We start from the raw sequence: 24746 nt of genomic DNA on the forward strand, positions 1-24746 counted from the left end.
GCGCAATCTGAGCGACAGCGAAATGGGTGCCGCAGCCGGCGGACAGGCACAAGTATCCCATTCGTGGGTCGCTTGCGGCCAATGCCCAACGAATATCCCTTGCATCACGCTGAACGCCATGTCCGGCTGCCCTACCGGCGTGCCTCAGCGCTAAGTCCCGGCCAGATACCCGCGCCAGGTCCGTTTCCAGGACCGCGCGGGTAGGCAGCAGGCCCCGTCACCGAACCGGCAGCCGCCGGTTCGGTGTGCCACCCCCATTCCCCCTGCCCATGCTTTTTCGCGCCCAGGCCTTGAGCCACTCCCAGCAAGACCCGACCGAAGGCAGCATTCTGCTGCGCAGCCCGCGCATTCTGTGGGGCTGTTGCGGCGCCGCCCTGCTCGCCGCCGCCGGCATCGCGCTGCTGCTGTCGAGCGCCCACTACACGCCGCAGTTGCGGGTCGGCGGTCGCCTGCTGGCCGACGCGGCGGCGCCACACGGCACCACGCCAACGGCTCAATTGCTAGTCCCCGCCAGCGCCCTGCCCTTGCTGCGGCGCGGCCAGCGCATCGCGCTACGCTATCCGGCGCTGCCGGCGGACGCGGGCCGGCACGGTTACGCCAGCATCAGTTCGGTATCCCGCGCGCCGCAGCCGCAGGCCGACGCTGGCGCCCAGCCGCGCTTTAGCGTGCTGCTCGCGCCAGAAACACTGGCGCTGCAAGAGCCGCTGCAAGCAGGCATGGCGATCGAGTCCAATATCGCGCTGCCGCAAGTGCGGCTGATCGACTGGATCATTCACGCCAAGCCGGCGCAACAGGAGCAACGATGAACCCCGTTTCCGAGCTGGTATTTGGCTTTGGCAAACGCTTGCCGATGCTGCTGCAAACCGAAACGTCCGAATGCGGCGTCGCCTGCCTGGCGATGATAGGCGCCTACCACGGCCAGCGGCACGACCTGATCGGCTTGCGCGCCACCTTGCATACGTCGGCCAAGGGCGCGTCGGTCAAGGACCTGGTCGGCTATGCGGGCCAGCTCGGCCTGGCCGGCCGCGCGTTGCGGCTGGAGCTGGACGACCTAGACCAGTTGCAAACGCCGTGCATCCTGCACTGGGACCTGAACCATTTCGTCGTACTGAAGAAAGCCGGCCGGCGCGGCATCACGCTGCACGACCCGGCCACTGGCGTGCGCAAAATCGGCTGGCAGGAGGCGTCGCGCCACTTCACCGGCGTCGCGCTGGAACTGTCGCCGATGGCCGACTTCGAGCCGGCCGACCACCGCCGCAGCGTCAGCCTGGGGGCCTTGGTCGGTGGCGTCACCGGCATGAAGCGCGCGTTGACGCAGGTGCTGATGGTGTCGCTGGCGCTGGAGCTGGTGGCGGTGCTCGCGCCGTTTTTCCAGCAATGGGTACTGGACGCGGTGGTGCTGCACAACGATACCGACTTGCTGGGCGTGCTGGCGCTGGGCTTCCTGATGCTGCTGGTGCTGCAACTGGCGCTGTCGACGCTGCGCACCTGGCTGGTGATCTATTTTTCCACCCAGATCAACCTGCAATGGTCCAGCGGCGTCCTGACGCGCCTGCTGCGCCTGCCGATGGACTACTTCATCAAACGCCACCTGGGCGACGTCATCTCGCGCTTCGGCGCCGTGCAGGCGATCCGCCAGACGCTGACCACGGCCGCGCTGAGCGCCGCCCTCGACGGTCTGATGGCGGCCGTCGCCTTCGCCATGATGTGGGCCTACAGTCCCAGGCTGGCCAGCGTGACGCTGGCCGCGCTGGCCGTCTACCTGGCGGTGCGCCTGCTGTCGAACCGGCCGTTCCAGTTGGCCACCGAGGCGCGCATCGGCCACGCGGCCCGGCAGGACAGCCACCTGCTGGAAAGCGTGCGGGCGATGCAGTCGATCAAACTGTTCAACCACGAAGACCAGCGCCGCCACGCCTGGATCAACCTGCTAGTGCACACCACCAACCGCGAACTGGCGGCGCAGCGCCTGAGCACGCTGTTCCAGGGCGCCAACACGCTGGTGTTCGGCGTAGAAAACATCCTGGTGATCTACCTGGGCGCGCTGCTGATCATGCGCAACGAGATGTCGATCGGCATGACGTTCGCCTACGCCGCCTTCAAGCTGCAATTCTCGGCCCGCATCAGCGCGCTGGTGGACTTGTACTTCCAGGTGCGCCTGCTGCGCATCCAACGCGAGCGCCTGGCCGACATCGTGCTGAGCGAGGCGGAGCCGCGCGGCGGCAACGGCTTGCCGCGGGCCGGCATCCCCGACCTGGAACTGCGCGGCGTGCGCTTCCGCTACGCCAGCACCGAACCGTGGTTGTTCGACGGCCTGAACCTGCGCATCGAAGCGGGCGAATCGGTGGCCATCGTCGGCCCCTCCGGCTGCGGCAAGACCACGCTGCTCAAGCTGATGCTCGGCCTGCTCACGCCGACCGAGGGCGAGGTGCTCGTCATGGGGCGGCCGCTGGCCGCGGTGGGCCTGCAGGCGTGGCGCGCCAGGCTGGGCGCCGTGATGCAGGACGACCAACTGCTGGCCGGCACCATCGCCGACAACATCGCCTTCTTTTCCTCGCCGCTGGACCTGGAGCGGGTCGGCGCCTGTGCCCGCATGGCCGCCGTCGAGGCGGACGTGCTGGCCATGCCGATGGCGTGGCAAACCCTGATCGGCGACATGGGCGCGGCGCTGTCGGGCGGCCAGAAGCAGCGCCTATTGCTGGCGCGCGCGCTCTACAAGCGGCCCGACATCCTGTTCCTCGACGAGGCGACCAGCCACCTCGACGTCGGCTGCGAACGGCTGGTCAACGAATCGGTGTCGGCGCTGAAGCTGACCAAGGTGGTGATCGCCCACCGCCCCGACACCATTCGCATGGCCGGGCGGGTCATCGCCCTGGCGGCGAATGGCGCGGCGCTGCCGGGCGCACTGGAAAACATGCCGGAAGCTGTTTGAAGGGGAAACTACACGGGCGAAAAAAAACCGACCATCTGAGTGGTCGGCGTATTTTTTTTCGTACTAGTCCAACTAGGTATTCTTTGGTGGGAAGTGCAAGTTTCGAACTTGCGACCCCTGCAGTGTGAATGCAGTGCTCTACCCCTGAGCTAACCTCCCGAAGCGGCCGCATTATGACACATCGCGGCGGAAACGTCACCCCCGCCGGCGAAGAAATAATTCCGCAGCGCCAGATTGGCCGGCTCGGCCACATAACGCGACACCAGCGCCGCCGCCAGCGCGCTGGGCAAAACGAACAGCAGCGGCCGCGGCGGGCGCTAGGCTCGGATGGTATACGCGGCGCAGTCGATTGACCGCGACCGATAACTCACGAGTGCGTGATCACTCCATGTCGAAGCGCTTGCGCACCAGCGCGTCGCGGAAACGCTGGGCGGTCGGCGACAGCGAGCGGTCGGCGTGGCACAGCAGCGACACCTCGCGCTTGATCACCGGTTCGCTCAACGCCCGCGTGACCAGGCCCAGCGCCGTCGCCAGCCGCGTCACAGCGGTACTCATGATCGCGACGCCCAAGCCGGCCTCGACCATGCCGACCATCGTTAGCGGCAGGTATACCTCGTGCAGCCGGGTCAACACGATGCCCTCGCCGGCCAGCGCGCTGTCGAGCCGCTCCCGGATCGGATTGCCCTGGCGCGGACCGATCAAGGGCAGGTCGGCGACGTCGCGCCAGCGCACTTGGCGCCGTTCGGCCAGCGCGTGGTCGGCGCGCATGACGACGACGAAGGGGTCGGCCGACAGCAGGTGCGCCGACAGGTCGAGCTTGCTGTCGGCCTCGGTGCCGATGCCGAAGTCGACCTCGCCGGAGCGCACCATCTTGGCCACCTCGTGCTCGGCGACGTCGTGCAACTCCACCGTCACGCCCGGGTACTCGATGGAAAACTGCTTGATGAAGCGCGGCAACATCAACGCCGCCTGCACCGACGACGCCGCGATCGACACCCTGCCCCGCCCCAGCGCCTTCAATTCGCTTGAATTGAAGATGACGCTGTCGATGTCGGACACCGCCTTTTTTATCAGTGGCAAGAGGTCGGCGCCGGCCTGCGTGATGCGCAGCAAGCGCGTGTGGCGGTCGAACAGGCGCAGGCCCAGGTTGGCCTCCAACTCGTTGACCAGCGTGCTCACCGACGACTGCGACAACTCAAGCTTGTCGGCCGCGCGCGTGAAATGCTGCTCGGTGGCGACGGCGATAAAGGCGCGCAACTGGCGCAGCGAGACGTTCATATTAGCCATCGGATTCATCGCCTTTTACGATCAATAAATATGATTGTAGTCATTTACTGATGGTTGGGAAAGCGACATTATCACCTTGCCGCGGCGATGGATGCCGGGCCGCCCCGACAGCCCCGCTGCCGTCCGCCGTTTCGACAAGGAAGAACGATGAGAAATTTTGACTATTTTGAGCCGACCACGCTCGACGAGGCCGTCGCCTTGCTGCGCAGTAACCAAGGCAGCGCCAGCGTGCTGGCCGGCGGCACCGACTTGCTGGTGCAGATGAAGGAGCATTTGCGGCATCCGGCGCAGGTGATCAACATCAAAAAGATCGCCGCCATGCACGGGCTGGAATACGCCGCGCCGGACGGGCTGCGCATCGGCGCGCTGGTCACCACGCGCGCCGTCGAGACCTCGGCCGTGGCGCGCCGTCACTACGCCGGCCTGTGCCGCGCCAGCACCGACTTCGCCTCGGTCCAGGTGCGTAACCGCGCCACCGTGGTCGGCAACGTCTGCCGCGCCTCGCCGTCGGCGGACACGCTGCCGCCGCTGATCGCCGACGCCGCCGTCCTGGGCATCCACGGACCGGACGGCGCGCGCACGGTGGCGCTGGAGGATTTCTTCACCGGCGCCGGCAAGACCGTGCTGGGATTCGATGAAATCGCCACCCACGTTACGGTCCCGGCGCCGCCGCCGCACACCGGCAAGGTGTATATCAAACACGGCCGGCGTATCGCGATGGAATTAGCCACCGTCGGCGTGGCGGTGACGCTGACGCTGGAAGGCGGCGTCTGCAGCGCGGTGCGCATCGTGCTGGGCGCGGTCGCGGCCACGCCGCTGCGCGCCAGGCGGGCGGAAACCTTGCTGCTCGGCCAGCGCGTCGACGCCGCCCTGGTCGCCGCGGCGGCCGCGCAAGCGATGGCGGCGGCGCGCCCGATCAGCGACGTGCGCGCCAGCGCCGACTACCGCCGCCAGATGGTCGGCGTGCTGACCCGCCGCGCCCTGGAACAAGCACTCCAACAAGCACGGGAGAACACCCAATGAAACGCATGATTGCCGTCACCGTCAACGGCGAGGCGCGCGAGCTCGCCGTCGAGACCCACCGCAGCCTGCTCGACGCGCTGCGCACCGAAGCCGGCCTGACCGGCACCAAGAAAGGCTGCGACGTCGGCGAGTGCGGCTCCTGCACCGTCCTCCTCGACGGCAAGCCGGTCAACGCCTGCCTGGTATTGGCCGCCGAGGTCGACGGCTGCGACGTCGTCACCATCGAGGGCATCCAAAGCTCGCACCAGCAACTGCACCGGCTGCAAGAGAACTTCATGCGGTGCGGCGCGGCCCAGTGCGGCTTTTGCACGCCCGGCATCATCGTCATGGCCAAGGCGCTGCTCGACGACAACCCGGCGCCGAGCGTGGCGGAGATCCGTTTCGCCATCGCCGGCAACATCTGCCGCTGCACCGGCTACACCAAGATCATCGAGGCGATCGCCCTGACGGCGGCGCAACAAATCCTGCAGCGGGAGAACGCATGAACCACGCCATCATCGGCAAGAGTGTCACACGCACCGATTTGCTGGGCAAGGTCACCGGCGAGGCGCGCTACGCCGGCGACATCGACCTGCCCGGCCTGCTCTACGGCAAGATCAAGCGCAGCACGGTGGCGCACGCCAACATCAAGCGCATCGACACCAGCAAAGCGCTGGCGCTGCCCGGCGTGAAGGCGGTGCTCACGCATGCCAACGTGCCGCGCGTGTTGCACGCCGGCTCACCGCATCCGCGCTCGGCGTCCGTCACCTGCGACCAGTACATCCTCGACGACAAGGTGCGTTACTGGGGCGAAGGCATCGCGGCCGTGGCCGCCGTGACGGAGGAGATCGCCGAGTTGGCGCTGGCGCTGATCGAGGTCGACTACGAGGAGCTGCCCGCCGTGTTCACGGTCGAGGCGGCGCAACTGCCCGACGCGCCGACTATCCACCAAACCGGCCCCGGCGGCAACCTGGTGCTGGCCCCGGTCGCGTTCAGCCGCGGCGACGTGGCGCGCGGCTTCGCCGAGGCCGACCTCATCATCGAGGGCGAGTACGAGGGTGGGCGGCCGACGCCGGCCTATATGGAACCGAACGTCTGCGCCTGCCGCTGGGACGGCAACGGCAACCTGACGGTGTGGATCTCGACCCAGACCGCTTTCATGGTGCGCGGCATCATGGCCGAGGTGCTGGGGCTGCCGCTGCACAAGGTGCGGGTGCTGGTCGACCATATGGGTGGCGGCTTCGGCGCCAAACAGGACCTGTTCCAGCACGAATTCCTGTGCGCGCTGCTGGCCAGGGAAACCCGGCGGCCGGTGCGCATGGAATACAGCCGCGAGGAAACCTTCGTTGGCGGCCGCTCGCGCCACCCGGCCAAGATTTGGCTCAAGCAGGGTTTCCGCAAGGACGGCACGCTGACGGCGCGCCAGGCCCGCGTGGTGTTCAACTCCGGCGCGTACGGCTCGCACGGGCCGGGCGTGACCATCGTCGGCACCTCGGCGCTGCTGTCGCTGTACCGCTGCGAGCACATCCAGCTGGAGGGGCGCTGCGTCTACACCAACAGCCCGATCGCCGGCGCCTTCCGCGGCTACGGCGTGGTGCAAACCTACTACGCGCTCGACATCCAGATGGACGAGGCGGCCGCCAGGCTGGGCATCGACCCGGTCGAGCTGAAACTGAAGAACGCGGTGCGCGAGGGCGATATCGCGCCGTCCAACCACGCGCTGATCGGCCACGGGCTGGAGGACTGCATCAAGCGGGGCCGCGAGCTCAGCGGCTGGGACGCGCGACGCCGACAGGCGCGCCCGCCAACCGGAGCGCTGCGCAGCGGCTGGGGCTTGGGCTGCGAAATGCACGGCAGCAGCGCCTATCCCGGCATCCAGGAGCAAGGCAACGCCATCGTCAAAATGAACGAGGACGGCACCGTGGTGCTGCTCACCGGCACCGCCGGCCTGGGCACCGGCGCCCACACGGCGCTGGCGCAGATCGTCGCCGAGGAGCTGGGCGTGGCGTTCGACGACGTCTCGGTGGTGCACGGCGACACCGACGTGGTGCCGTGGGACATAGGCGCGTTCGCCAGCCACACCACCTATATGGGCGGGCGCGCCGCGCAGATGGCGGCGGCCGAGGTCAAGCGGCAACTGCTGGCGCGCGCGGCGCGGCAGCTCGACGTCGCGCCGGAGGAACTGGAACTGGGCCAGGGCGCCATCACCGTGCGCGGCGACGGCATGCGCGGCATGACGGTGTGCCAGGCGGTGATGGCGCGCAAGGGCGTTCCGGCCGCGCAGCTGGTCGGCACCGCCACCTACCACCCGACCAAGTCGTATTCGTTCGCGGCCCACTACGTCGAGGTCCAGGTCGACATTGAAACCGGTTACATCACCGTCAGCCAGGTCATTCCGGTGCATGAAATCGGCAAGGTGATCCATCCGGTCGGCGCCGCCGGCCAGATCGAGGGCGGCATTCAGCAAGGCATCGGCCACACGCTGTACGAGGATTACCAGATCGACCTGCGCACCGGGCGCTCGCTCAACGCCAACTTCGTCGACTACAAGATGCCGCTGTCGATGGACATGCCGCCTATCCACACGGTGATTCTGGAAACCGCGCCCGATCCGGGCGGGCCGTTCGGCGCCAAGGGCGTCGGTGAAGACCCGATCGTGGCCATCGGGCCGGCCATCGCCAACGCCGTGTACGACGCCATCGGCGTGCGCTTTCGCCACTATCCGATCAAACCGGAGCAGGTGTTGCAGGCGCTGGCGCGGCAAGCCGGTACGCCGACGGTCTAGCGGCGTTGCCGGGAAAATTTTTTGCGGACCAGACGGCGCGCGTTGCCGTCCGGTTAACGCCCTGATAGCGCCCGAGTGAGCCGTTGTTACGTACAGCGACCTCATATTCCGCTTATCGTACAACATGCGGAAGCGGATTTCGCCCGCAACGGCTACAAAAGCCAGGTACCTGAGCCGTCTTGAAAACGTCAACTGTTGGCGCTGACCGTCGACCTGGCCGGGGAGCAAGGGCGGTCGGCGCCGCCTGGCTAGGCGTGCACGCGCGCCAGGATTTGCGCGGCGCGCGCCATGGCGTCGTGGTCCAGCGTCGCGCGCACGCCGTCGAAGTCGGGGCCGCGCGTGGCGTCCAGGCCCATGCGCGAGGTGGTGCCGACCCCCGACGCCGACGGGTCCAGCGCGCTGCCCGGCAAGCCGTCGACGATGACGACGTCGCGGTGCGGTTGCAAATGCGTCGCCAGCGCCCACAGCACTTCCTCGTCGCGCGTGATGTCGACGTCGGCGTCGACCGCCACCACCGTTTTCAGGTACGGGTCCCAGCCCAGCAGGCCGAGCATGATCTGGCGCGCCTCGCCGGCGCGCGTTTGCCGCACCGCGACGTAGGCGTGGAAGTGCGTGCCCGAACTCGGATAATGCACCGCCGTCACGCCGGGGAAGCGCTCGCGCAGTTTTTCGACCATTTCGGACTCGCGCGGAATCCGGCCCAGGTTCAAGTGCTCGGCCGAATTGCCGCCAACGACGTCGACCAGGATCGCGTCGCGCCGGCGCAGCACCGACTCCACCCGCAGCAGGTTGTTGGTGGAGCGGTCGGACGAATAGCCGGTGAACTCGCCGAACGGCCCCTCCTCGACCCGCGCCTCGGGGTCGATCACGCCCTCCAGCACGAACTCGGCCGAGGCCGGCACCGCGATGCCGTATTTCGGCGTGCGCACCACCTCCAGCGGCGCGCCGAACAGGCCGCCGGCGACGTGGCGCTCGTCGACGCCGAACGGCAGCCGCGCCGCGCCGGCCAGCATGAACAGCGGATGGGCGCCGATCACCATCGCCACCGGCATCGGCCGGCGCCGCTCGATGGCGATCTGCAGCAGGCGCCACAAATGCCCGCGCGAATGCAGGCTGGTGGCGATCTCGGTCGACGAATGCAGCATCGAGCGGTGGTAACTCATATTGCCGGCGCCGCTGTCCGGGTGTTCGGCGACGATGATGGCGTTGGTAATGTACGGCCCGCGATCCGAGCCGAAGTGCTGGATAATCGGCAGCGTGCGCAGGTCGATGCCGCTGTCCTCGACGCGGTCGAGCAGCGCGCCGCTGGCGACCAGCCGCGGCGGCAGCAGGCGGCGCGCGCGCGCCTGGTATTCGGCGTGGATCTGCGCCGGCTCGACGCCGAGCATGCGCGCGACCCGTTGGCGCGAGGCGAACACGTTGGTGACCAGCCTGGCGCCGAGGTCGCGCACCCGCTCGCACACCAGCATCGGATGGCGGCCGCCCGCGGCCAGCTGCCACACCAGCGCGGTGGCGTCCTGGTTGGCGCTGATTTCCTCGCGCACCGTCAGCACGTCGTCCGGGTAGCGGTCGCGGTAGCTGGCTAAAAATTCGTGAAAGTCTTGCTGGGCTGGCGCCTGGATCGAAGTCATATCGGCTCTCTTTCGGGTTCTTTCCGCTGGGGTGCGGCGGCGCCCGGGACCAGCCCGCGCGCCGCCGCTCTTGCTCTACGACGCTTGCGCCGCCCTACTTCACACCCGCGTAGGTGTCGCTCAGGCGGGCCTGCGCGTCCTCCAGGTCGCGCGGCGGCGGCGTGGTCTTGATGCCCACCAGGCGCGCGATATTGTTGCCCATATAGTCTTCCAGGCCATCCTCGTCGAGGCCCATGCCCTGCGGCGCGGGCGAGCACAGCACTTCGAGTTCGCGCAACCACATGCCCGGCTCGTTCGGCGGCGTATCGGTACCGAAAACGATCTTGCTGCGCGGCAGTTGCTTGGCAAACTCGACGATGCGCGACTGGAAGCACCAACCCGACTCGCATACCACGTTCGGCGTGTCCATCGCCATCCAGAACGCTTCGAACGAGTAGTTGCCGCCGGTCTGGATGCCGAAGTGGCCGATGATGAAGTTCACCATCGGAAACTCGCGGATGATCGGGTAGAACTGCGTCGGGATCGTGTACGGGCCGTCGCCGGTGTGGATCAGCACGACGATGTTGTACTTGGCGCAAACCTTCATCGCCGGGCGCAGCCAGTCCAGCGCGCGGTCCGGCCGGTAGCCGTGCATGTTGGCGTGCAGCTTGAGCATCTTGAAACCGTATTCCTTGATGTGGAATTCGAGTTCCAGCGCGCCCTCCTCCGGGCCCCAGCGCGGGTTGAAGGTGAAGTTGCCGATGAAGCGGTCGGGATATTTCTGGCACAGCTCGGCGATGTAGGCCATATAGTCGCGGATGCCGTCGCGGCCGCGGCGGTTGCCGTCGCGGTAGCCGGTGTTGCCCGGCGGCGGCTGGATGAAGCCCATGTCGATGCGGCGCGGTTTGCCGTTGATCATGTAGGGGCCGTCCATCATTTTGAGCATGCGCTCGCCGTTGAACGGTTCGCCGGTGTGGCGCCACGCTTCGTCGACCAGGTTGGTTGGGTGCAGATGGGTATCGATAATCATGTGAAACTCCAAATCGGATGGATCAAATCAAGGAATAGGCGGCGCGCTAGCGCTGGTTGCTCTCGCCCAGGCGCGCCCGGGCCTCGTCGAGCGAGCGCGGCGGCGGGCTCGGCGTCAGGCCGACCATCCGGGCCAGGTTGTTGCCCAGGTAATCCTCCAGCGTGTCCTCGTCCAGGTTCAGGCCCTGCGGCGGTTCGAAGCACAGCACTTCGAGCAGGCGCAACCACATGCCCGGCTCGTTCGGCGGCGTGTCGGAACCGAACAGGATCTTGTGCGTCGGCAGGACCTTGGAAAATTCGACGATGCGCGACTGCAGGCACCAGCTCGACTCGCAATACACGTTGGGCAAGTCCATCGCCATCTGGAACGGCTCGAAGCAATACACGCCGCCGGTCTGCACGCCGAAGTGGGCCATGATGAAATTGACGGAAGGGAATTCCTTGATCATCGGCACCCATTCGGTCGGAATACTGTACGGGCCGTCGCCGGTGTGCAGCTTGACCAGCAGGCCCAGCTCGGCGCATTTTTTCAACGCCGGACGCAGCCAGTCGAGCGCCCGGTCGGGCCGGTAGGCGTGCATATTGGCCTGGAACTGGACCATCTTGAAGCCGAGTTCCTTGGCGTAATACTCGATCGCCTCGACGCCGTTCTCCACGCCGCAGCGCGGATTGTAGACGAAGCAGCCGATCAGGCGGTCCGGGTAGGTCTTCACCATCTCGACGGTGTAGGCCATGTAGGCGTCGATCGACTCGCGCCCGGTCAGCTCGCCGTCGGTCCAGGTGTAGATGGTGTTACCTTGCGGCGGCTGGATGAAGGCCTTGTCGATCCGGCGCGGCTTGCCGTTGACCATGTACGGGCCGTCCATCATCTGGATCAGGCGTTCGCCGGTGAACGGTTCGCCGTCGTGGCGCCAAGCGAGATCGACCAGGTTGGTGGGATAACAACTGGTGTCGACAATCATGGGGGTGCTCCTCACAATACTTCAGGTTGGGATGACGCGCGCCTCAAACCGAGATGCACGCTCTACTTTCCGAAGGACTGTCAGGGGCGCTCTGAAAAACAGACGAGCTGCCACTGACGAACCCTCCGCCAGTGAGCAATCTCCTGTCGAACCGTGGCGCTTGCGCGGCCGCGTATCAACTGAACGCTTCTACCCACTTAACACCGCTACTGCTACTGCTACTGCTACTGCTACCGCTATTTATACCGACTGGCGAATCACCGTGTCAATCGGCAATAAACAAGGAAATCAATATATCGGAAACGCAATGAATGGCCCGGCGTCGCCAAGGCGCCGCGCCGGGCCGCCTCACGCCGCGCGCATCAGGCGCAGCACGTCGGCGTTGGCCTCGGCCCGCAAGCGCGCCATGTCCAGGCCCGGTATGGCGTCTTCCTCGACCACCACGCGCCCGTCCACCAGCAGCCAGCGCAGGCGCGGCCGGCCGGCGCAGACCACCGGGCCGATGGCCATGTCGTGCAGGCCGAAGTAGCGCGGCGTGTCGAGGTCGTACACAGCCAGGTCGGCGGCCTGGCCGACCTCCAGCGTGCCAACGCCGTCGAAGCCGAGCACGCGCGCGCCCCCGGCCGTGGCCCAGCGCACCACTTGCTCGACCGAGACCCGGTCGGCGCCGGCCTCGCCCCCGCCTTCAAGCTTGGGGCGGGTCGCGGCGCCGGCGTGGGCGCGGTGCATCAGCCAGCAGAAATGCACCTCGCTGAGCATGTCGGCGGCCTCGTTCGAGGCGGCGCCGTCGACCCCGATCGAGACCGCCCCTCCCAGCAAGTCGAGGTCCGGCGCGCGCGCCACGCCGTCGGCCAGGCGCGCGTTGCTTTGCGGACAGTGCGCCATGCCGGTGCCGGAGCTGCCCAGCAGTCGCAGCTCGCCGTCGCTCAGGTGGGTCAGGTGGGCCAGCGAGACGTCCGGGCCTAGCCATTCGTGCTCGGCCAGATACTCGATCGGCAGACAGCCGTAGGCGGAGCGGCAATGTTCAATGACGGCGACGCTCTCCGACATGTGCGTGTGCAGGGGAATGTCCATGCCGCGGGCGGCGCGGGCGATCAAGGTCAGCTCCTCCCGGCGCACCGAGACGTTGGCGGTGGTCGGCGCCATCGACACCCGCGTGCGCGGCCGCGGCCCGCGCTGGTGGAAGCGCGCCGCGGTGCGTTCGACGCCCGCCAGCATGCCGTCCAGCGTTTCCGGCTCCAGCGAATGCCTGTCGTTCGCCTCGAGCTTGCGCGCGACGGTGGCGCCGCCGCGTTGCAGCATGAAACGCGCGCCAAGCTTGTCGGCCTCGTCAAACAGCGCCGCCGAGGCGTCGTAAGACATGCCCGGGTAATACAGATAGTGGTGGTCGGCGATCGTGGTGCAGCCCGACAGCATCAGCTCGACAATGCCGATGCGCGCCGCCAGCCGCAGCCGTTCCTCGTTGAACATGCGCCGGTAGCTGAACGGCACCGCCTGCAACCACGGGCTGAGCGTCAGGTTGATACCTGCCGGCACGCCTTTCAACAACGATTGGAACAAATGGTGGTGCGTGTTCACCCAGCCCGGGTAGATCACGCAATCGCGCGCGTCGAGCACGCGTTCGCCCGGCAACGCCGGCAAGGCCTTGCCCATCTGCGTGATGACGCCGTCGGCGACGCGCACATCGCTTGCCGGGCTGCGCGCGGCGTCGCCGCGCAAGCCGGTCAGGACGCTGTGGGCGTTCTTGATCAAGATATTGTTTGCCATGTCCTAGTTACCCTATACAAATTCAATCGGATTGCGGGCGCCGCCGGCGCGCGCCAGTGGCCGCGCGCGCCGGCCCCGCAGCGCAGCCGTCATCGCTTCGGCACGCTGCCGTCGATGCCGGTGACCAGGTAATTCATGTTGTCCAAATCGGCGTTGCCCATCACCTTGCCGGCGGCCACGCGCTGCTTGCCGCTCTGGTCGTAGATCGGTCCGGCAAACGGAAACAGCCGGCCCTCGACGATGTCGCGCTCGACGGCGGCGAACTTCTCCCGCAACTCGGGCGCCAGCGCGCCGTTCAACGGCGCCATCTTGATCATCCCCTCGCGCAATCCGCCCACCACGCTGGCCGACTTCCAGCGCCCGGCCAACACGTCGTCGACCACCTTGATGTAATAACCGCCCCAGGTTTGCAGCACCGAAGTCTGGCTGGTCTTCGGGCCGAACTTCGACATGTCCGAGTAATAGCCCAGCGTGGGGATGCCCTTTTCCTCGGCCGCGGTCACCACCGCGACGCCGGAGGTGGCGTAGGCCAGCACGTCGACGCCGAGCGTGGCGAGGGTGTTGGCGGCGTCGCGTTCCTTGCCCGGGTCGTACCAGGCGTTGACCCAGATCAGCTTGACCTGGGCGTTCGGATTGACGCTGCGCAGGCCCAGGGTAAACGCGTTCAAGCCCTGCAACACCTCGGGGATCGGGAAGGCGCCGACATAGCCAACCACGCCTTTCTTGCTGACATGGCCCGCCAGCACCCCCTCCAGATAGCGCCCTTCGTAATAGCGGCCGTTGTAGGCGCCGACGTTGGGCGCGGTCTTATAGCCGCTGGCGTTCATGAAAATCACCCGCGGCGCCTGGCGCGCCACCTTCAGGGTCGGCTCCATGAAGCCGAACGACGGAGTAAAGATCAGCTTGCAGCCTTCCTGGACGAAATTGCGGATGACCCGCTCGGCGTCCGGCCCCTCGGCCACGTTCTCGACGTATTTGGTGCTGATCTTGTCGCCGTAGGCCGCCGCCAGTTCGCGCCGCGCCAGCTCGTGCTGGTAAGTCCAGCCGCTCTCGCCGATCGGATTCGAGTACAGAAAGCACGTCTTGAGCGGCTCGGCCGCCTGGCCCTTGCCGGCCATGGCAAAGCCCAGCAGCGCGGCCAGGCCGGCCAGCAAGCGCGCGGTCTTGTTCAGGTGCGTACGGCGAAAATCGTGTGACATGTTGAGACTCCTATTTTTGATAGTTGAACAACCAACGGATGACGCGGGGTGAAGCGGGAAACACAGCAAGCGAGCGGTCCGCGGGCGGACCTCAGGCGTCCGGCCGGAACGGCTGGCCCAGCGACGCCGGCGAATGCAGCCGGATGGTGTGGGCGTTGCGCGAAATCAGCACCAGCACGACGATGGTGGCGATATAGGGCAGCGCCGACAGCAGTTGCGACGGCACGTCGAGCTTCAGGCCGGAGCCTTGCACGAATAGCTGGGCGATCATCACGCCGCCGAACAGGTAGGCGCCCAGGACCACCCGCAGCGGGCGCCAGGTGGCGAACACCACCAGCGCCAGCGCGATCCAGCCGCGGCCGGCCACCATGCCCTCGGCCCACAACGGCGTGTAATACACCGACATGAAGGCGCCGCCCATGCCGGCCGTGGCGCCGCCGAAGGCGACGGCGGCGTAGCGCAGCGCGATCACCCGGTAGCCGACCGCGTGGGCCGACGCCGGCGATTCGCCGACCGCGCGCAGCACCAGGCCCCAGCGGCTGCGGTACAGGAACCACAGCACCGCCGCCACCAGCAGCCAGGAAACATACACCATCGATTGCTGGTTGAAGCACGCCGCCCCCAGTACCGGAATATCGGCCAGGATGGGAATGCGCAGCGGCGCCACCAGCGGCAACGGCGCCGACTCGTAGGGCTTGCCGATGAAGGCGGCCAGGCCGACGCCGAAGATCGCCAGCGCCAGGCCGGAGGCGACCTGGTTGGCCAGCATCGTCAAGGTCAGGAAACCGAACAGCAGCGACAGCGCGCTGGCCGCCGCGACGCCGGCCAGCACCGCCAGCGGCGGGCTGGCGCCGGAGAAGGCGGCCGCGAACGCCGCTACCGCGCCGATCGACATCATGCCCTCGGCGCCCAGGTTCAGCACGCCGGCCTTTTCGGTGACGAGTTCGCCCATGGCGACCAGGATCAGGGGCGTGCCGGCGACGATGGCGGCGGCCAACATCGAGGTGATCAGGTGGTTTTCCATATCAACTTTCCAAGTGTGGCGTTGCGATCGAGACGCAGACGGTAGCCGATGAACAAGTCGGCCCCGAGCAGGAAGAACAGCAACATGCCCTGGAATACCTTGGAGATCGACGACGGCAGGTTGATGAACTGCTGGGCCTGTTCGCCGCCGAGGAACAGCAGCGCCATCAGCAGGCTGGCCAGACAGATGCCGAGCGGGTGCAGGCGCCCGACGAAGGCGACGATGATCGCCGCGAAGCCGTAGCCGCTGGAGATGGACTCGGTCAGCTGGCCCATCGGCCCGGCCACCTCCGCCATGCCGGCGACGCCGGCCGCGGCGCCGCCGGCCAGCAGGCCGATCCAGACGGTGCGCCGGCTCGAATAGCCGGCGTAGCGCGCCGCCGCGTCGGCCTCGCCGGCAACCCGCATCTGGTAGCCGTGGAAGCTGCGTTCGAGGAAGATGTAGCCGACCCCGAGCGCGGCCAGCGCCATCAGGAACGCCGCGTTCAGGCGGCTGCCCTCTATGAGCAGCGGCAACATGGCCGCGTCGGGGAACAGCCGGGTTTGCGGAAAATTGAAGCCCTCGGGGTTTTTCCACGGTCCGTGCACCAGCCAAGAGGCCAGCAACTGGGCGATATACACCAGCATCAGCGTCACCAAGATTTCGTTGGCGCGGAAACGGCTGCGCAGCAGCGCCGGGATCGCCGCCCACGCGGCGCCGCCCAGCGCGCCCGCCAACACCATCGCCGCCAGCAGCCAGGCGCCGCCGGCCTGCCGGAAATACAGCGCGACGCCGGTGGCGGCAATCGCGCCGAGGATGAACTGGCCCTCGGCGCCGATGTTCCACACGTTGGCGCGGTAACCGACGGCCAGGCCAATGCCGATCAGCATCAGCGGCGTCGCCTTCAACAACAATTCGGACAGCGCATACAGGTCGCGCAGCGGATTGATGAAGAACACCTTGAACCCCAGGACCGGGTCCTTGCCGAGGGCGGCGAACAGGAACAGGCTGGCCAGCAGCGTCAACGCCACCGCGATCAACGGCGACAGCGCGCGCATGCGCGGCGACGGCGCCGGCCGCGCTTCAAGTTTAAGCGACATATTCACTCCCCCTGGCGCAAGCGCCCTTGTCGGCGCCGCCCGCGCTCGCGCCGTCCCACACGCCGCTCATGCGCAGCCCGACTTCCTCGGCGTTGGTCAGATGCGTCGGCGTGGCCGGCGACAGCCGTCCGCCGGCGATGACGGCGATGCGGTCGCTGATTTCAAACAACTCGTCGAGTTCCTCCGAGATCACCAGCACCGCCGCGCCGGCGTTGCGCAGGTCCAGCAGCGACTGGCGGATGAAGGCGGCGGCGCCGACGTCCACGCCCCAGGTCGGCTGGGCGATGATCAACAGCTTGGGCTGCTGCATGATTTCGCGCCCGACGATGAACTTTTGCAGGTTGCCGCCCGACAGCGAGCGGGCCTGCGCGTCGGCGCCGCCGCACTTGACGTTGAAGCGGGCGATGCAGCGTTCGGCGAAGTCGCGCGTCGCCTTGAAGCGGATCAGCCCGTGGCGCAGCAAGCCGCTGCCGTGCGCCGTCAGCAGCGCGTTCTGCGCCAGCGACATGCGCGGCACGGCGCCGCGGCCGAGCCGTTCTTCCGGCACGAAGCACAGGCCCAGCAGGCGGCGCCGGTCCGGCGTCATGCGCCCGGCGGCCACGCCGCACACCTGCACCGCCGCGTCCCGCCGCAGCGGGGTTTCGCCCGACAGCGCGCACAACAGCTCCTGCTGGCCGTTGCCGGAGACGCCGGCGATGCCGACGATTTCGCCGGCCCGCACCTGCAGGCCGATCTCCCGCAGGTCGACGCCGAAGGGTTCGAGCGACGCCAGCGACAAGGCGTCCACGCACAGGCGCGCCTGGCCGGTGGCGGCGGCCGCGCCGCGGTTGCATTGCGGCAGGTCCTTGCCGATCATCAAGCGCGCCATCGAGCGCAGCGTTTCCTGCGCCGGCACGCAGGCGCCGCTGACCTTGCCGGCGCGCAGTACCGTGGCCTTGTGGCACAGTTCCTTGATTTCATCGAGCTTGTGGCTGATGTAGAGGATGCTGCAACCTTCGGCGGCGAGCTGGCGCAGCGTGTCGAACAGCTTGCGCACCGCCTGCGGCGTCAGTACCGAGGTCGGCTCGTCCATGATCAGCAGCTTCGGGTTTTGCAGCAGGCAACGAATAATCTCGACCCGCTGGCGCTCGCCGACCGACAGGCCGTGCGCGAGCCGGCGCGGGTCGACCGGCAGGCCGTAGCGCGCCGACACCGTCTCGACCCGCCGCGCCAGGTCGGCCAGGTCGGGCCGGCCCGGCAGCGACAGCGCGACGTTTTCCACCACCGTCAAGGTGTCGAACAGCGAAAAATGCTGGAACACCATGCCAATGCCCAGGCTGCGCGCATGCGCCGGGCTGCTCACCTGCACCGGGCGGTCTTCCCAGATCATCTCGCCGGAGCTCTGCCGGGTGACGCCGTAAATTATTTTCATCAGCGTTGATTTGCCGGCGCCGTTCTCGCCCAGCACCGCGTGGATTTCGCCCGGCATCACGCGCAGGTCGATGCCGTCGTTGGCCACCACCGACGGATAGACCTTGCGGATGCCGCGCAGCGCCAGCCGCGGCGTATTGTTGATGTCGTTCATGCGCCGGCCTCCGTCGCCACGGCGGCGGTTGCGCGCGCGGCGCCCGGCAAGCCCAGGATGGCGCGCGGCGCCGGGGTCTCGATACAGGCGCGCAAGCCGGCGTCCAGGCCGGCCCTGTCGAGGTTGCGGCCGATGAACACCAGCTTGCTGGAGCGCGCGGCGGCGCCGTCCCAGGCGTCGGCGGCGCGCAACTCCAGCACCCGGTGAACCGCCTGCAACACGTAGCGCCGCCCTTCCCCGGCGATGGACAAAATGCCCTTCAGGCGGAACAGGTCGTCGCCGCGTTCGGCCAGCAGTTGCGCCAGGTAGGCGTCGAGGCCTTGCTTGTTGAACGGCGCGCCGAAGGTGAAGGAAACCGACAGCACCGACGGATCGTGCGCGTGGCCGTGGTCGCGGCGCGCGCCGTGCGCGCCGGCGTCGGCGCGCCCGTGTTCATGGCCGTGCTCGTGCGCGCAAACGTCGTCGCACACGTGCTCGTGCTCATCCATGAAGTGCGGATCGCAGGCCAGCACCGACGACGATGCGAAGCCGCCGATGCCCAGGATCTTGCCCAGGTCGACCTGGGCGTGGCTGGAGCGCATGATCTGCGCGCCCTGGTTGATGCCGCGAATGCGCCTTTCCAGCAGCTGCAGCGCGGCGTCGTCGACCAGGTCGGTCTTGTTGATGATGATGCGGTCGGCCGCGACAATCTGGTCGACGGCCTGGTTGTCCATGCCCGCCAGCGCCGGATCGCTGAGGTGGCTGTCGATGTGCAGCGCGTCGACCAGCGTCACCACGCCGTCGAGGCAGACTTGGCGCGCCACCTCGTTGTCCATGAAAAAGGTCGCGGCCACCGGCGTCGGATCGGCCAGGCCGCTGGTTTCGACCAGGATGTGGTCGAACTTGTCGCTGCGCGCCAGCAGCGTTTGCAGGATGCGCACCAGGTCGGTACGCACGTCGACCACGCAGCAGATGCAGCCGTTGGTCATCTGGAAGATCTCTTCCTCGGACGTCAGCACCAGGTCCGAGTCGACGTCGATTTCGCCGAACTCGTTTTCAATCACGGCGATGCGCAGGCCATGCTTCTCGGTCAGGATGTAGTTGAGCAGCGTGGTCTTGCCCGAGCCCAAAAAACCGGTCAGTATCGTCACCGGAACCTGTTTCTGCTCGTTGCGCTCGCCGCTGCCGTGCGCATTGCGCGGCTGGTGCGGGGTCTGGTTGTTGGGCTGGTTCATGTCGTCTCCAAATGGTTGGTGGCAGGGCTGGGGAAATGCCGGCGGGCGGGCGCGGCGGTGTTCGCGCCGATGGCCGGGACAGCGGCCGGATCGGCGCCGCGCGCCAGGGTATAGCGCGGCAGGCGCGGCGGCACGGGATCGGCGCGGAAGGGGTCGGCCTGCAAGGTGCACGGCGCAACAAGGCGAAAAGGCAAGTGATGCATGCGGCTCTCTGGTAGAAGGGTCACTGTCGGGCCGTCCGCGTCCGCGGACGACGGCTGTAACAGTGAGCAATTTCCCGCTCGCATCCCGGCATGGCGCCCGGAAACGAAGAGCTGATCGCTTCTACCCACTAGATATGGCTTAAGTTTTCATGTTAATCAGCTGTCGATCACCCCTCCTTCGCGGCGCCGGAGCCGCGCCCATTGTGTTCGCCGATGGATAGATCAAGCCCGGCGCCCGCTTGGATGCCCTGCCAGCGCCGCACCAGGCCGGCGTGCGCGACGTCGAACAGGTCGAGCGCGCGGCCGACCGTGTGGTCGACGATCTCGTCGATGCTCTGCGGCCGGGTATAGAAAGCCGGCACCGGCGGGCAGACAATCGCGCCCAGTTCCGTGACCGCCGTCATGTTGCGCAGATGCGCCAGATTCAGCGGCGTCTCGCGCGCCAGCAAGACCAGCCGGCGCCGTTCCTTGAGCATAACGTCGGCCGCGCGCGTGACCAGGTTGTCGGCCAGCCCGTGCGCGACGGCGGCCAGCGTGCGCATCGAACACGGCGCGATAACCATGCCGTCGCACCGGAACGAGCCGCTGGCGACGCTGGCGCCGATGTCGCGCACGTTGTACACCACGTCGGCCAGCGCCTCGATCTGCGACTTGCGCATGCCCAGCTCGTGCGTGGCGGTCAGCGCGCCCGAGGCCGACATCACCAGATGGCTCTCCCATTCGTCGAGCCGGGCCAGCACCTGCAGCATCCGCACGCCGTAGACCGCGCCGCTGGCGCCGGTGATGGCGATGACCAGGCGTTTTTTCATAACTGGCACGCCGCGTCGGAATCGGCCCGCCGCAGCGCCAGCTTGGCGTTTTCGATGCGCGCCTCGGCCAGCAGGGGCACGCCATTCTTTACCGCCGTCATCTCGGCGAGGATGGCGATGGCGATCTCGGCCGGTGTCGTGCTGCCGATGTACAAGCCGATCGGGCCGTGCAACCTCTCCAATTGCGCCTCGCTGACGTCGAACAGCATCAGCCGCTCGCGCCGCCGGGCGTTGTTGTGGCGCGAACCGATCGCGCCGACATAGAACGCGTCGCTGCGCAGCGCCTCCATCAACGCCAGGTCGTCGAGTTTCGGATCGTGCGTGAGCGCAACGACGGCGCTATGGCCGTCGAGGCGCATGGCGACGGCCAGGTCGTCCGGCATGGCGTGCACCAGGTCGACGCCGGCCACCTGCCAGCCGGCGCGGTACTCTTCGCGCGGATCGCACACCGTCACGTGGTAATCCATGCCGACGGCGATCTGCGCCAGGAAGCGCGACAATTGCCCGGCGCCAATGATCAGCAGGCGCCAGCGCGGCCCGTGAAAAGTGGTCAGCGCCGTGGCCGACAGCCGCAAGCCGATGGCGCCGCCGGCCGGCATCAGCGTCACCGCGCCGGTGGCCAGGTCGAGCCGGCGCGCCACCAGTTCATGCCGCGCCAGGCGCCGCAGCAGCGCCGCGATCTGGCTGGCGGCGCCGAGCGGCTCGATCGCCAGTTCGATGGCGCCGCCGCACGGTAGCCCGAAGCGGTGCGCCTCGTCGGCGCCGACGCCGTAGCGTACGATCCGCGGCAAGCCGGCGCCGATGCCGCGCTTGCCCACCCGTTCGATCAAATCGTCCTCGATACAGCCGCCGGACACCGAACCGACCACCGCGCCGTCCTCGCACAGGGCCAGCATGGCGCCTTCCGGGCGCGGGCTGGAACCCCAGGTCTTGACGACCGTCACCAGTTCGCAGCGGCGCCCCTCGGCTATCCACGCCGCGCAGGCGCTTAATACTTCCAGGTTGATGCTATCCATAATTGTTATCCATGTCGTAGAAAACGGTTCAAGCCACGTTGCGCGGTTCGTCGCGGGCGCCGAACGGCGTCCGGGCGGCCCTGCCCGGACGGTTGAAAAGCAGGTTCAGCAGCACGGCCGAGAACGATCCCAGTAAAATGCCGTTATGCAAGAACTTGGCCGCCAACTCGGGCAACTGCGCGAAGAAATGCTCGGCCACCAGCGGGATCATGCCGAGCGCAACGCTGACGGCGACCACATACAGGTTCTTGCCGTTGCCGTGGAAATCGGCGCGCGACAGGATCTTGACGCCGCTGGCGGCCACCATGCCGAACATCACCATGGCCGCGCCGCCCAGCACGTACGGCGGAATCGAGGCCGCCAGGAAAGCCAGTTTCGGCACGCAGCCGAGCACCACCAGCATGGCGCCGGCGACCGCGCAGACCCAGCGGCTGCGCACGCCGGTGATCTGGACCAGGCCGATATTTTGCGAATACGAGGTGTAGCTGAAGGTGCCGAAGACGCCACCGATGATGTTGCCGACGCCGTCGGCGCGCAGTCCGCGCGCCAGGTCCCGTTCGCTCACCGGCCGCTCGCTGATCTCGCCCAGCGCCATGAACAGGCCGGTCGACTCGATCATGATGACGACCATGACGACGCTGAGCGTGGCGATGGCCATCGGGTCAAAGCTGGGCGGGCCGAAATGGAACGGCGTGACCAGGTTGAACCATGCGGCGGCGCCGATGCCGGCGAAGCTGACCTTGCCGAAGACGACGGCAATGGCGCAGCCCACCGCGATGCCGAGCAAGACCGAGATGTTGGCAAGGAAACCGCGCAGCGTTGCGCTGACCAGCAACACCGTCGCCAGCACGCTGGCGGCGATGCCCAGGTTGAGCGGCACGCCGTACAGGGGATTGGCGACCGGCCCGTGGGGCCCCGGCAGCGTCGGCTGGCCGCCGGCGACCCAATTGATGCCGACCCGCAGCAGCGAGATGCCGATTACCAGCACCACCGTGCCGGTGACGACCGGGGGGAACCAGCGCGCCAGGCCGCTCATGTACGGCGCCGCCACGTAGGTGAAGACGCCGGAGGCGATCACCGCGCCGAACACCGCCGGCATGCCGAGCCCGGGACCGAGGCCGATGGCGATGATCGGCGCGACCGCCGTGAAGGCGACGCCCATCATCACGGGCAGGCGGATGCCGATATTCCACACGCCTATGCACTGCAACATGGTGACGAGGCCGCAACAAAACAGGTCGGCGCTGATCAGGAACGCCAACTCCTCCTTGGGCAGGCGCAAGGCGCCGCCGACAATCAGCGGCACGGCGATGGCGCCCGCGTACATCACCAACACATGCTGCAGGCCCAGCACGCACAGCGTGGCCCGGGGCAACACTTCATCGACGGAATGCAATTGCGCTGAGCTAGTCATGCGGTCCCCAATCGGTGGGCGCCAGTCGCGTTCCAGTGCCGCGCAGTTTCCTGCTCGTGGCCTTGCGGCGATGCGCAAACATCGGTGCTGCGAAAATCAAGCTGCCACGTGGCCGGCGGCGCCAACGCGCTCACCCGGCCTATGGCCATCCTTTACTCGGCGGCGGCGCCGGTCAGCGCCAGATGCTCGCGCAGCACCCACAGGGCCGGGGTCTCGGCCGCGGCCCGGACCGGAGAGGATTTACCGTAGACGTTCGGGTGGATCATGTTCAGCTCTCCTGGATCGCCGGCGCGAGCGCTGCAATCAACTGTTGCGGTGTCGACACGCCGGACTGGAATGTTTCGTGATGACGTGGCTGAAAGTATGGCGAGGGGCTATTTATTTGTACAATATATTCTTCAGCCATCATTGATATCGACAGGATATGGATCTGCGCCTTCTACGCTACTTTTCCGTGCTTGCGGAAGAGCTCCATTTCGGCCGCGCGGCGACCCGGCTGAACATGTCGCAACCGCCGCTAAGCCAGCAAATCCGCCTGCTCGAAGGCGAGCTGGGCACGCCGCTGTTCCTGCGCACCCAACGCCGCGTCGAGCTGACGGCGGCCGGCGTGGCGCTGAAAAGCCAGGCCGCGCTGGTCTTCGCGCAAATGGCGCGCGCCGTCGACCTGACCCGCCAGGCGGGGCGCGGCCACCTGGGCACGTTGGAAATTGGAATGATCAGTTCGGTGATGGTCGGCGTGCTGCCGCGCGCGCTGCGGCTGTTCCAGGACCGCCATCCCGACGTCAAATGGACCTTGCACGAGATGATGCCGGCGGCGCAACTGGTGGCCTTGAAGGAGCGCCGGCTCGACCTGTGCCTGTTCCGCACCGCGCAACAAGACCCGCAACTGGTCAGCGAGGCGCTTGCCAGCGAGGCGATCGCCGTCGTGCTGCCGCAGCTGCACCCGCTGGCCAAGCGGGCGCGCCTGCGCCTGGCGGACCTGGCCGAGCAGCCCTTCATTTCGTTCAAACTCGACCAGTCGCAATTTGCCGCCTACCTGTACCAAAGCTGCATCGAAGCGGGCTTTACGCCGCGCATCTACCAGCAAGTTGTCGAAGTGCAGACCTTGCTTAGCCTGGTCAGGGAAGGCCTGGGAATCGGCCTGCTGCCGGCCTCGACGGTGATGTTCCCCCACGCCGGCGTGTCCTACCGCAAGCTGGTCGAGCCGGCGCCCAGCACCACGCTGTACGCGACCTACCGCAAACAAGACCCGTCGCCGGTGCTGCAGGTGTTCCTGGCCATCATGCGCGGGTTGGCCGAGCAGAAAGCCATCCCGCCCGCGCTTTCATTGCCCTAAGGTTGGGTGTTTAACAGACCAGCACGCTTGCCTTGTTTATTCTGGCTACTCCGGCGCTGAGCACGCCAATTCACCGAAGGGAGTACGCCATGCGACACGCAGCAACATTTATCGGACTGTCTCTCGTCTTATCTTGTGGCGCCGCCCTGGCCACAGACCAGAGCAGCGCGCCAAAGGCCACCATGCCGGCCGCCCACGGCCAGGCTTCGCCGGTAGCCGACAATACGCTGCTGAACGCGCGCGATAAGAGCGCCGCCAGCGCCACGCCGCAAGCCCAATCGAACGCCGGGTCGGACCGCAAGCTGCTGGCGGCGGTGCGCCGCACCGTGGTCGACGACAAGTCGCTGTCGACCAGCGCGCACAACGTCAAGATCCTGGTCGCCAACGGCGTCGTCACGCTGCGCGGGCCCGTCAACAGCGACACCGAGAAAAGCAAGATCGAAGCGCTGGCGAAGCAGGTCGCCGGCGTCTCCAGCGTCAATAACAGCCTCGATATCAAAACCCATTAATTTTAGGA

Annotated in this window: 21 protein-coding genes and 1 tRNA gene; 7 read left to right on the forward strand and 15 right to left on the reverse strand. The window is 67.2% G+C overall.

What is annotated here, in order from left to right; genetic code table 11:
• Positions 1 to 290 precede the first annotated feature (290 nt).
• Both ACFDR9_RS01035 and ACFDR9_RS01040 read left to right on the forward strand, forming a co-directional pair.
• Positions 291 to 806 carry a hypothetical protein gene (locus ACFDR9_RS01035; protein ID WP_409029773.1) on the forward strand — a complete coding sequence of 172 codons (516 nt, stop codon included), beginning with the start codon at positions 291 to 293 and terminating at the stop codon, positions 804 to 806.
• Complete coding sequence (locus tag ACFDR9_RS01040) at positions 803 to 2929, forward strand: peptidase domain-containing ABC transporter (RefSeq protein ID WP_409029774.1); 2127 nt, start codon at positions 803 to 805, stop codon at positions 2927 to 2929. Before ACFDR9_RS01035 ends, ACFDR9_RS01040 begins: the two co-directional genes overlap by 4 nt.
• Before the next feature lie 84 nt (positions 2930 to 3013).
• Here ACFDR9_RS01040 and ACFDR9_RS01045 read toward each other — a convergent pair.
• Positions 3014 to 3088: transfer RNA gene (locus tag ACFDR9_RS01045), tRNA-Val, on the reverse strand.
• A 222-nt stretch (positions 3089 to 3310) separates the two neighbouring features.
• Complete coding sequence (locus ACFDR9_RS01050; RefSeq protein ID WP_017875713.1) at positions 3311 to 4207, reverse strand: LysR substrate-binding domain-containing protein; 897 nt, start codon at positions 4205 to 4207, stop codon at positions 3311 to 3313.
• Between the two features lie 156 nt (positions 4208 to 4363).
• Here ACFDR9_RS01050 and ACFDR9_RS01055 point away from each other — a divergent pair, with 156 nt between their 5' ends.
• Genes ACFDR9_RS01055 through ACFDR9_RS01065 form a run of 3 tightly spaced genes read left to right on the forward strand, consistent with a single transcriptional unit; the run spans position 4364 to position 8003 of the window.
• On the forward strand, positions 4364 to 5239 hold the full coding sequence (locus ACFDR9_RS01055; RefSeq protein ID WP_017875714.1) for a xanthine dehydrogenase family protein subunit M: 876 nt from the start codon (positions 4364 to 4366) through the stop codon (positions 5237 to 5239).
• Between the two features lie 5 nt (positions 5240 to 5244).
• Positions 5245 to 5724, forward strand: coding sequence for a (2Fe-2S)-binding protein (locus tag ACFDR9_RS01060; protein WP_409029814.1), 480 nt, complete (start codon positions 5245 to 5247; stop codon positions 5722 to 5724).
• Positions 5721 to 8003: a xanthine dehydrogenase family protein molybdopterin-binding subunit gene (locus ACFDR9_RS01065; protein WP_409029775.1), complete on the forward strand. Its 2283-nt coding sequence runs from the start codon at positions 5721 to 5723 to the stop codon at positions 8001 to 8003. The genes ACFDR9_RS01060 and ACFDR9_RS01065 overlap by 4 nt, the downstream gene beginning before the upstream one ends.
• Positions 8004 to 8251: 248 nt before the next feature.
• Here the strand turns inward: ACFDR9_RS01065 and ACFDR9_RS01070 are convergent, their stop codons facing one another.
• The 13 genes from ACFDR9_RS01070 to ACFDR9_RS01130 all read right to left on the reverse strand — a co-directional run bounded on the left by ACFDR9_RS01070 (position 8252) and on the right by ACFDR9_RS01130 (position 22893).
• Positions 8252 to 9634: a UbiD family decarboxylase gene (locus ACFDR9_RS01070; RefSeq protein ID WP_409029776.1), complete on the reverse strand. Its 1383-nt coding sequence runs from the start codon at positions 9632 to 9634 to the stop codon at positions 8252 to 8254.
• Positions 9635 to 9728: 94 nt separating this feature from the next.
• Entirely contained in the window at positions 9729 to 10643 is a 915-nt protein-coding gene (locus tag ACFDR9_RS01075) for an amidohydrolase family protein (RefSeq protein WP_017875718.1), read from the reverse strand.
• Between the two features lie 46 nt (positions 10644 to 10689).
• Positions 10690 to 11604: an amidohydrolase family protein gene (locus ACFDR9_RS01080; protein ID WP_409029777.1), complete on the reverse strand. Its 915-nt coding sequence runs from the start codon at positions 11602 to 11604 to the stop codon at positions 10690 to 10692.
• A gap of 348 nt (positions 11605 to 11952) precedes the next feature.
• Positions 11953 to 13371: an amidohydrolase family protein gene (locus ACFDR9_RS01085; protein WP_017875720.1), complete on the reverse strand. Its 1419-nt coding sequence runs from the start codon at positions 13369 to 13371 to the stop codon at positions 11953 to 11955.
• A gap of 89 nt (positions 13372 to 13460) precedes the next feature.
• The gene (locus tag ACFDR9_RS01090) at positions 13461 to 14570 is read right to left on the reverse strand and encodes a BMP family ABC transporter substrate-binding protein (RefSeq protein WP_026132656.1); all 1110 of its coding nucleotides are present in this window, start codon (positions 14568 to 14570) and stop codon (positions 13461 to 13463) included.
• Between the two features lie 91 nt (positions 14571 to 14661).
• The gene (locus ACFDR9_RS01095) at positions 14662 to 15594 is read right to left on the reverse strand and encodes an ABC transporter permease (RefSeq protein ID WP_409029778.1); all 933 of its coding nucleotides are present in this window, start codon (positions 15592 to 15594) and stop codon (positions 14662 to 14664) included.
• Entirely contained in the window at positions 15579 to 16673 is a 1095-nt protein-coding gene (locus ACFDR9_RS01100) for an ABC transporter permease (RefSeq protein ID WP_409029779.1), read from the reverse strand. Before ACFDR9_RS01100 ends, ACFDR9_RS01095 begins: the two co-directional genes overlap by 16 nt.
• Positions 16663 to 18237, reverse strand: coding sequence for an ABC transporter ATP-binding protein (locus ACFDR9_RS01105; RefSeq protein ID WP_409029780.1), 1575 nt, complete (start codon positions 18235 to 18237; stop codon positions 16663 to 16665). The genes ACFDR9_RS01100 and ACFDR9_RS01105 overlap by 11 nt, the downstream gene beginning before the upstream one ends.
• On the reverse strand, positions 18234 to 19451 hold the full coding sequence (locus ACFDR9_RS01110) for a CobW family GTP-binding protein (protein ID WP_409029781.1): 1218 nt from the start codon (positions 19449 to 19451) through the stop codon (positions 18234 to 18236). The genes ACFDR9_RS01105 and ACFDR9_RS01110 overlap by 4 nt, the downstream gene beginning before the upstream one ends.
• Positions 19448 to 19654, reverse strand: coding sequence for a hypothetical protein (locus ACFDR9_RS01115; RefSeq protein WP_409029782.1), 207 nt, complete (start codon positions 19652 to 19654; stop codon positions 19448 to 19450). Before ACFDR9_RS01115 ends, ACFDR9_RS01110 begins: the two co-directional genes overlap by 4 nt.
• Positions 19655 to 19821: 167 nt before the next feature.
• Entirely contained in the window at positions 19822 to 20463 is a 642-nt protein-coding gene (locus ACFDR9_RS01120; protein WP_409029783.1) for a UbiX family flavin prenyltransferase, read from the reverse strand.
• Positions 20460 to 21479, reverse strand: coding sequence for an XdhC family protein (locus tag ACFDR9_RS01125; protein WP_409029784.1), 1020 nt, complete (start codon positions 21477 to 21479; stop codon positions 20460 to 20462). The genes ACFDR9_RS01120 and ACFDR9_RS01125 overlap by 4 nt, the downstream gene beginning before the upstream one ends.
• Positions 21480 to 21507: 28 nt before the next feature.
• Positions 21508 to 22893 (reverse strand): nucleobase:cation symporter-2 family protein, encoded by a 1386-nt coding sequence (locus tag ACFDR9_RS01130; protein WP_409029785.1) that lies wholly within the window; start codon positions 22891 to 22893, stop codon positions 21508 to 21510.
• Positions 22894 to 23317: 424 nt separating this feature from the next.
• On the opposite strand from ACFDR9_RS01130, the gene ACFDR9_RS01135 reads away from it, so the two are divergent.
• Both ACFDR9_RS01135 and ACFDR9_RS01140 read left to right on the forward strand, forming a co-directional pair.
• Positions 23318 to 24229 (forward strand): LysR family transcriptional regulator, encoded by a 912-nt coding sequence (locus ACFDR9_RS01135; protein WP_409029786.1) that lies wholly within the window; start codon positions 23318 to 23320, stop codon positions 24227 to 24229.
• A 182-nt stretch (positions 24230 to 24411) separates the two neighbouring features.
• On the forward strand, positions 24412 to 24738 hold the full coding sequence (locus tag ACFDR9_RS01140; protein ID WP_409029787.1) for a BON domain-containing protein: 327 nt from the start codon (positions 24412 to 24414) through the stop codon (positions 24736 to 24738).
• Positions 24739 to 24746 lie beyond the last annotated feature (8 nt).

This window comes from Janthinobacterium sp. CG_23.3 (assembly GCF_046115965.1).
GTDB lineage: Bacteria > Pseudomonadota > Gammaproteobacteria > Burkholderiales > Burkholderiaceae_D > Janthinobacterium.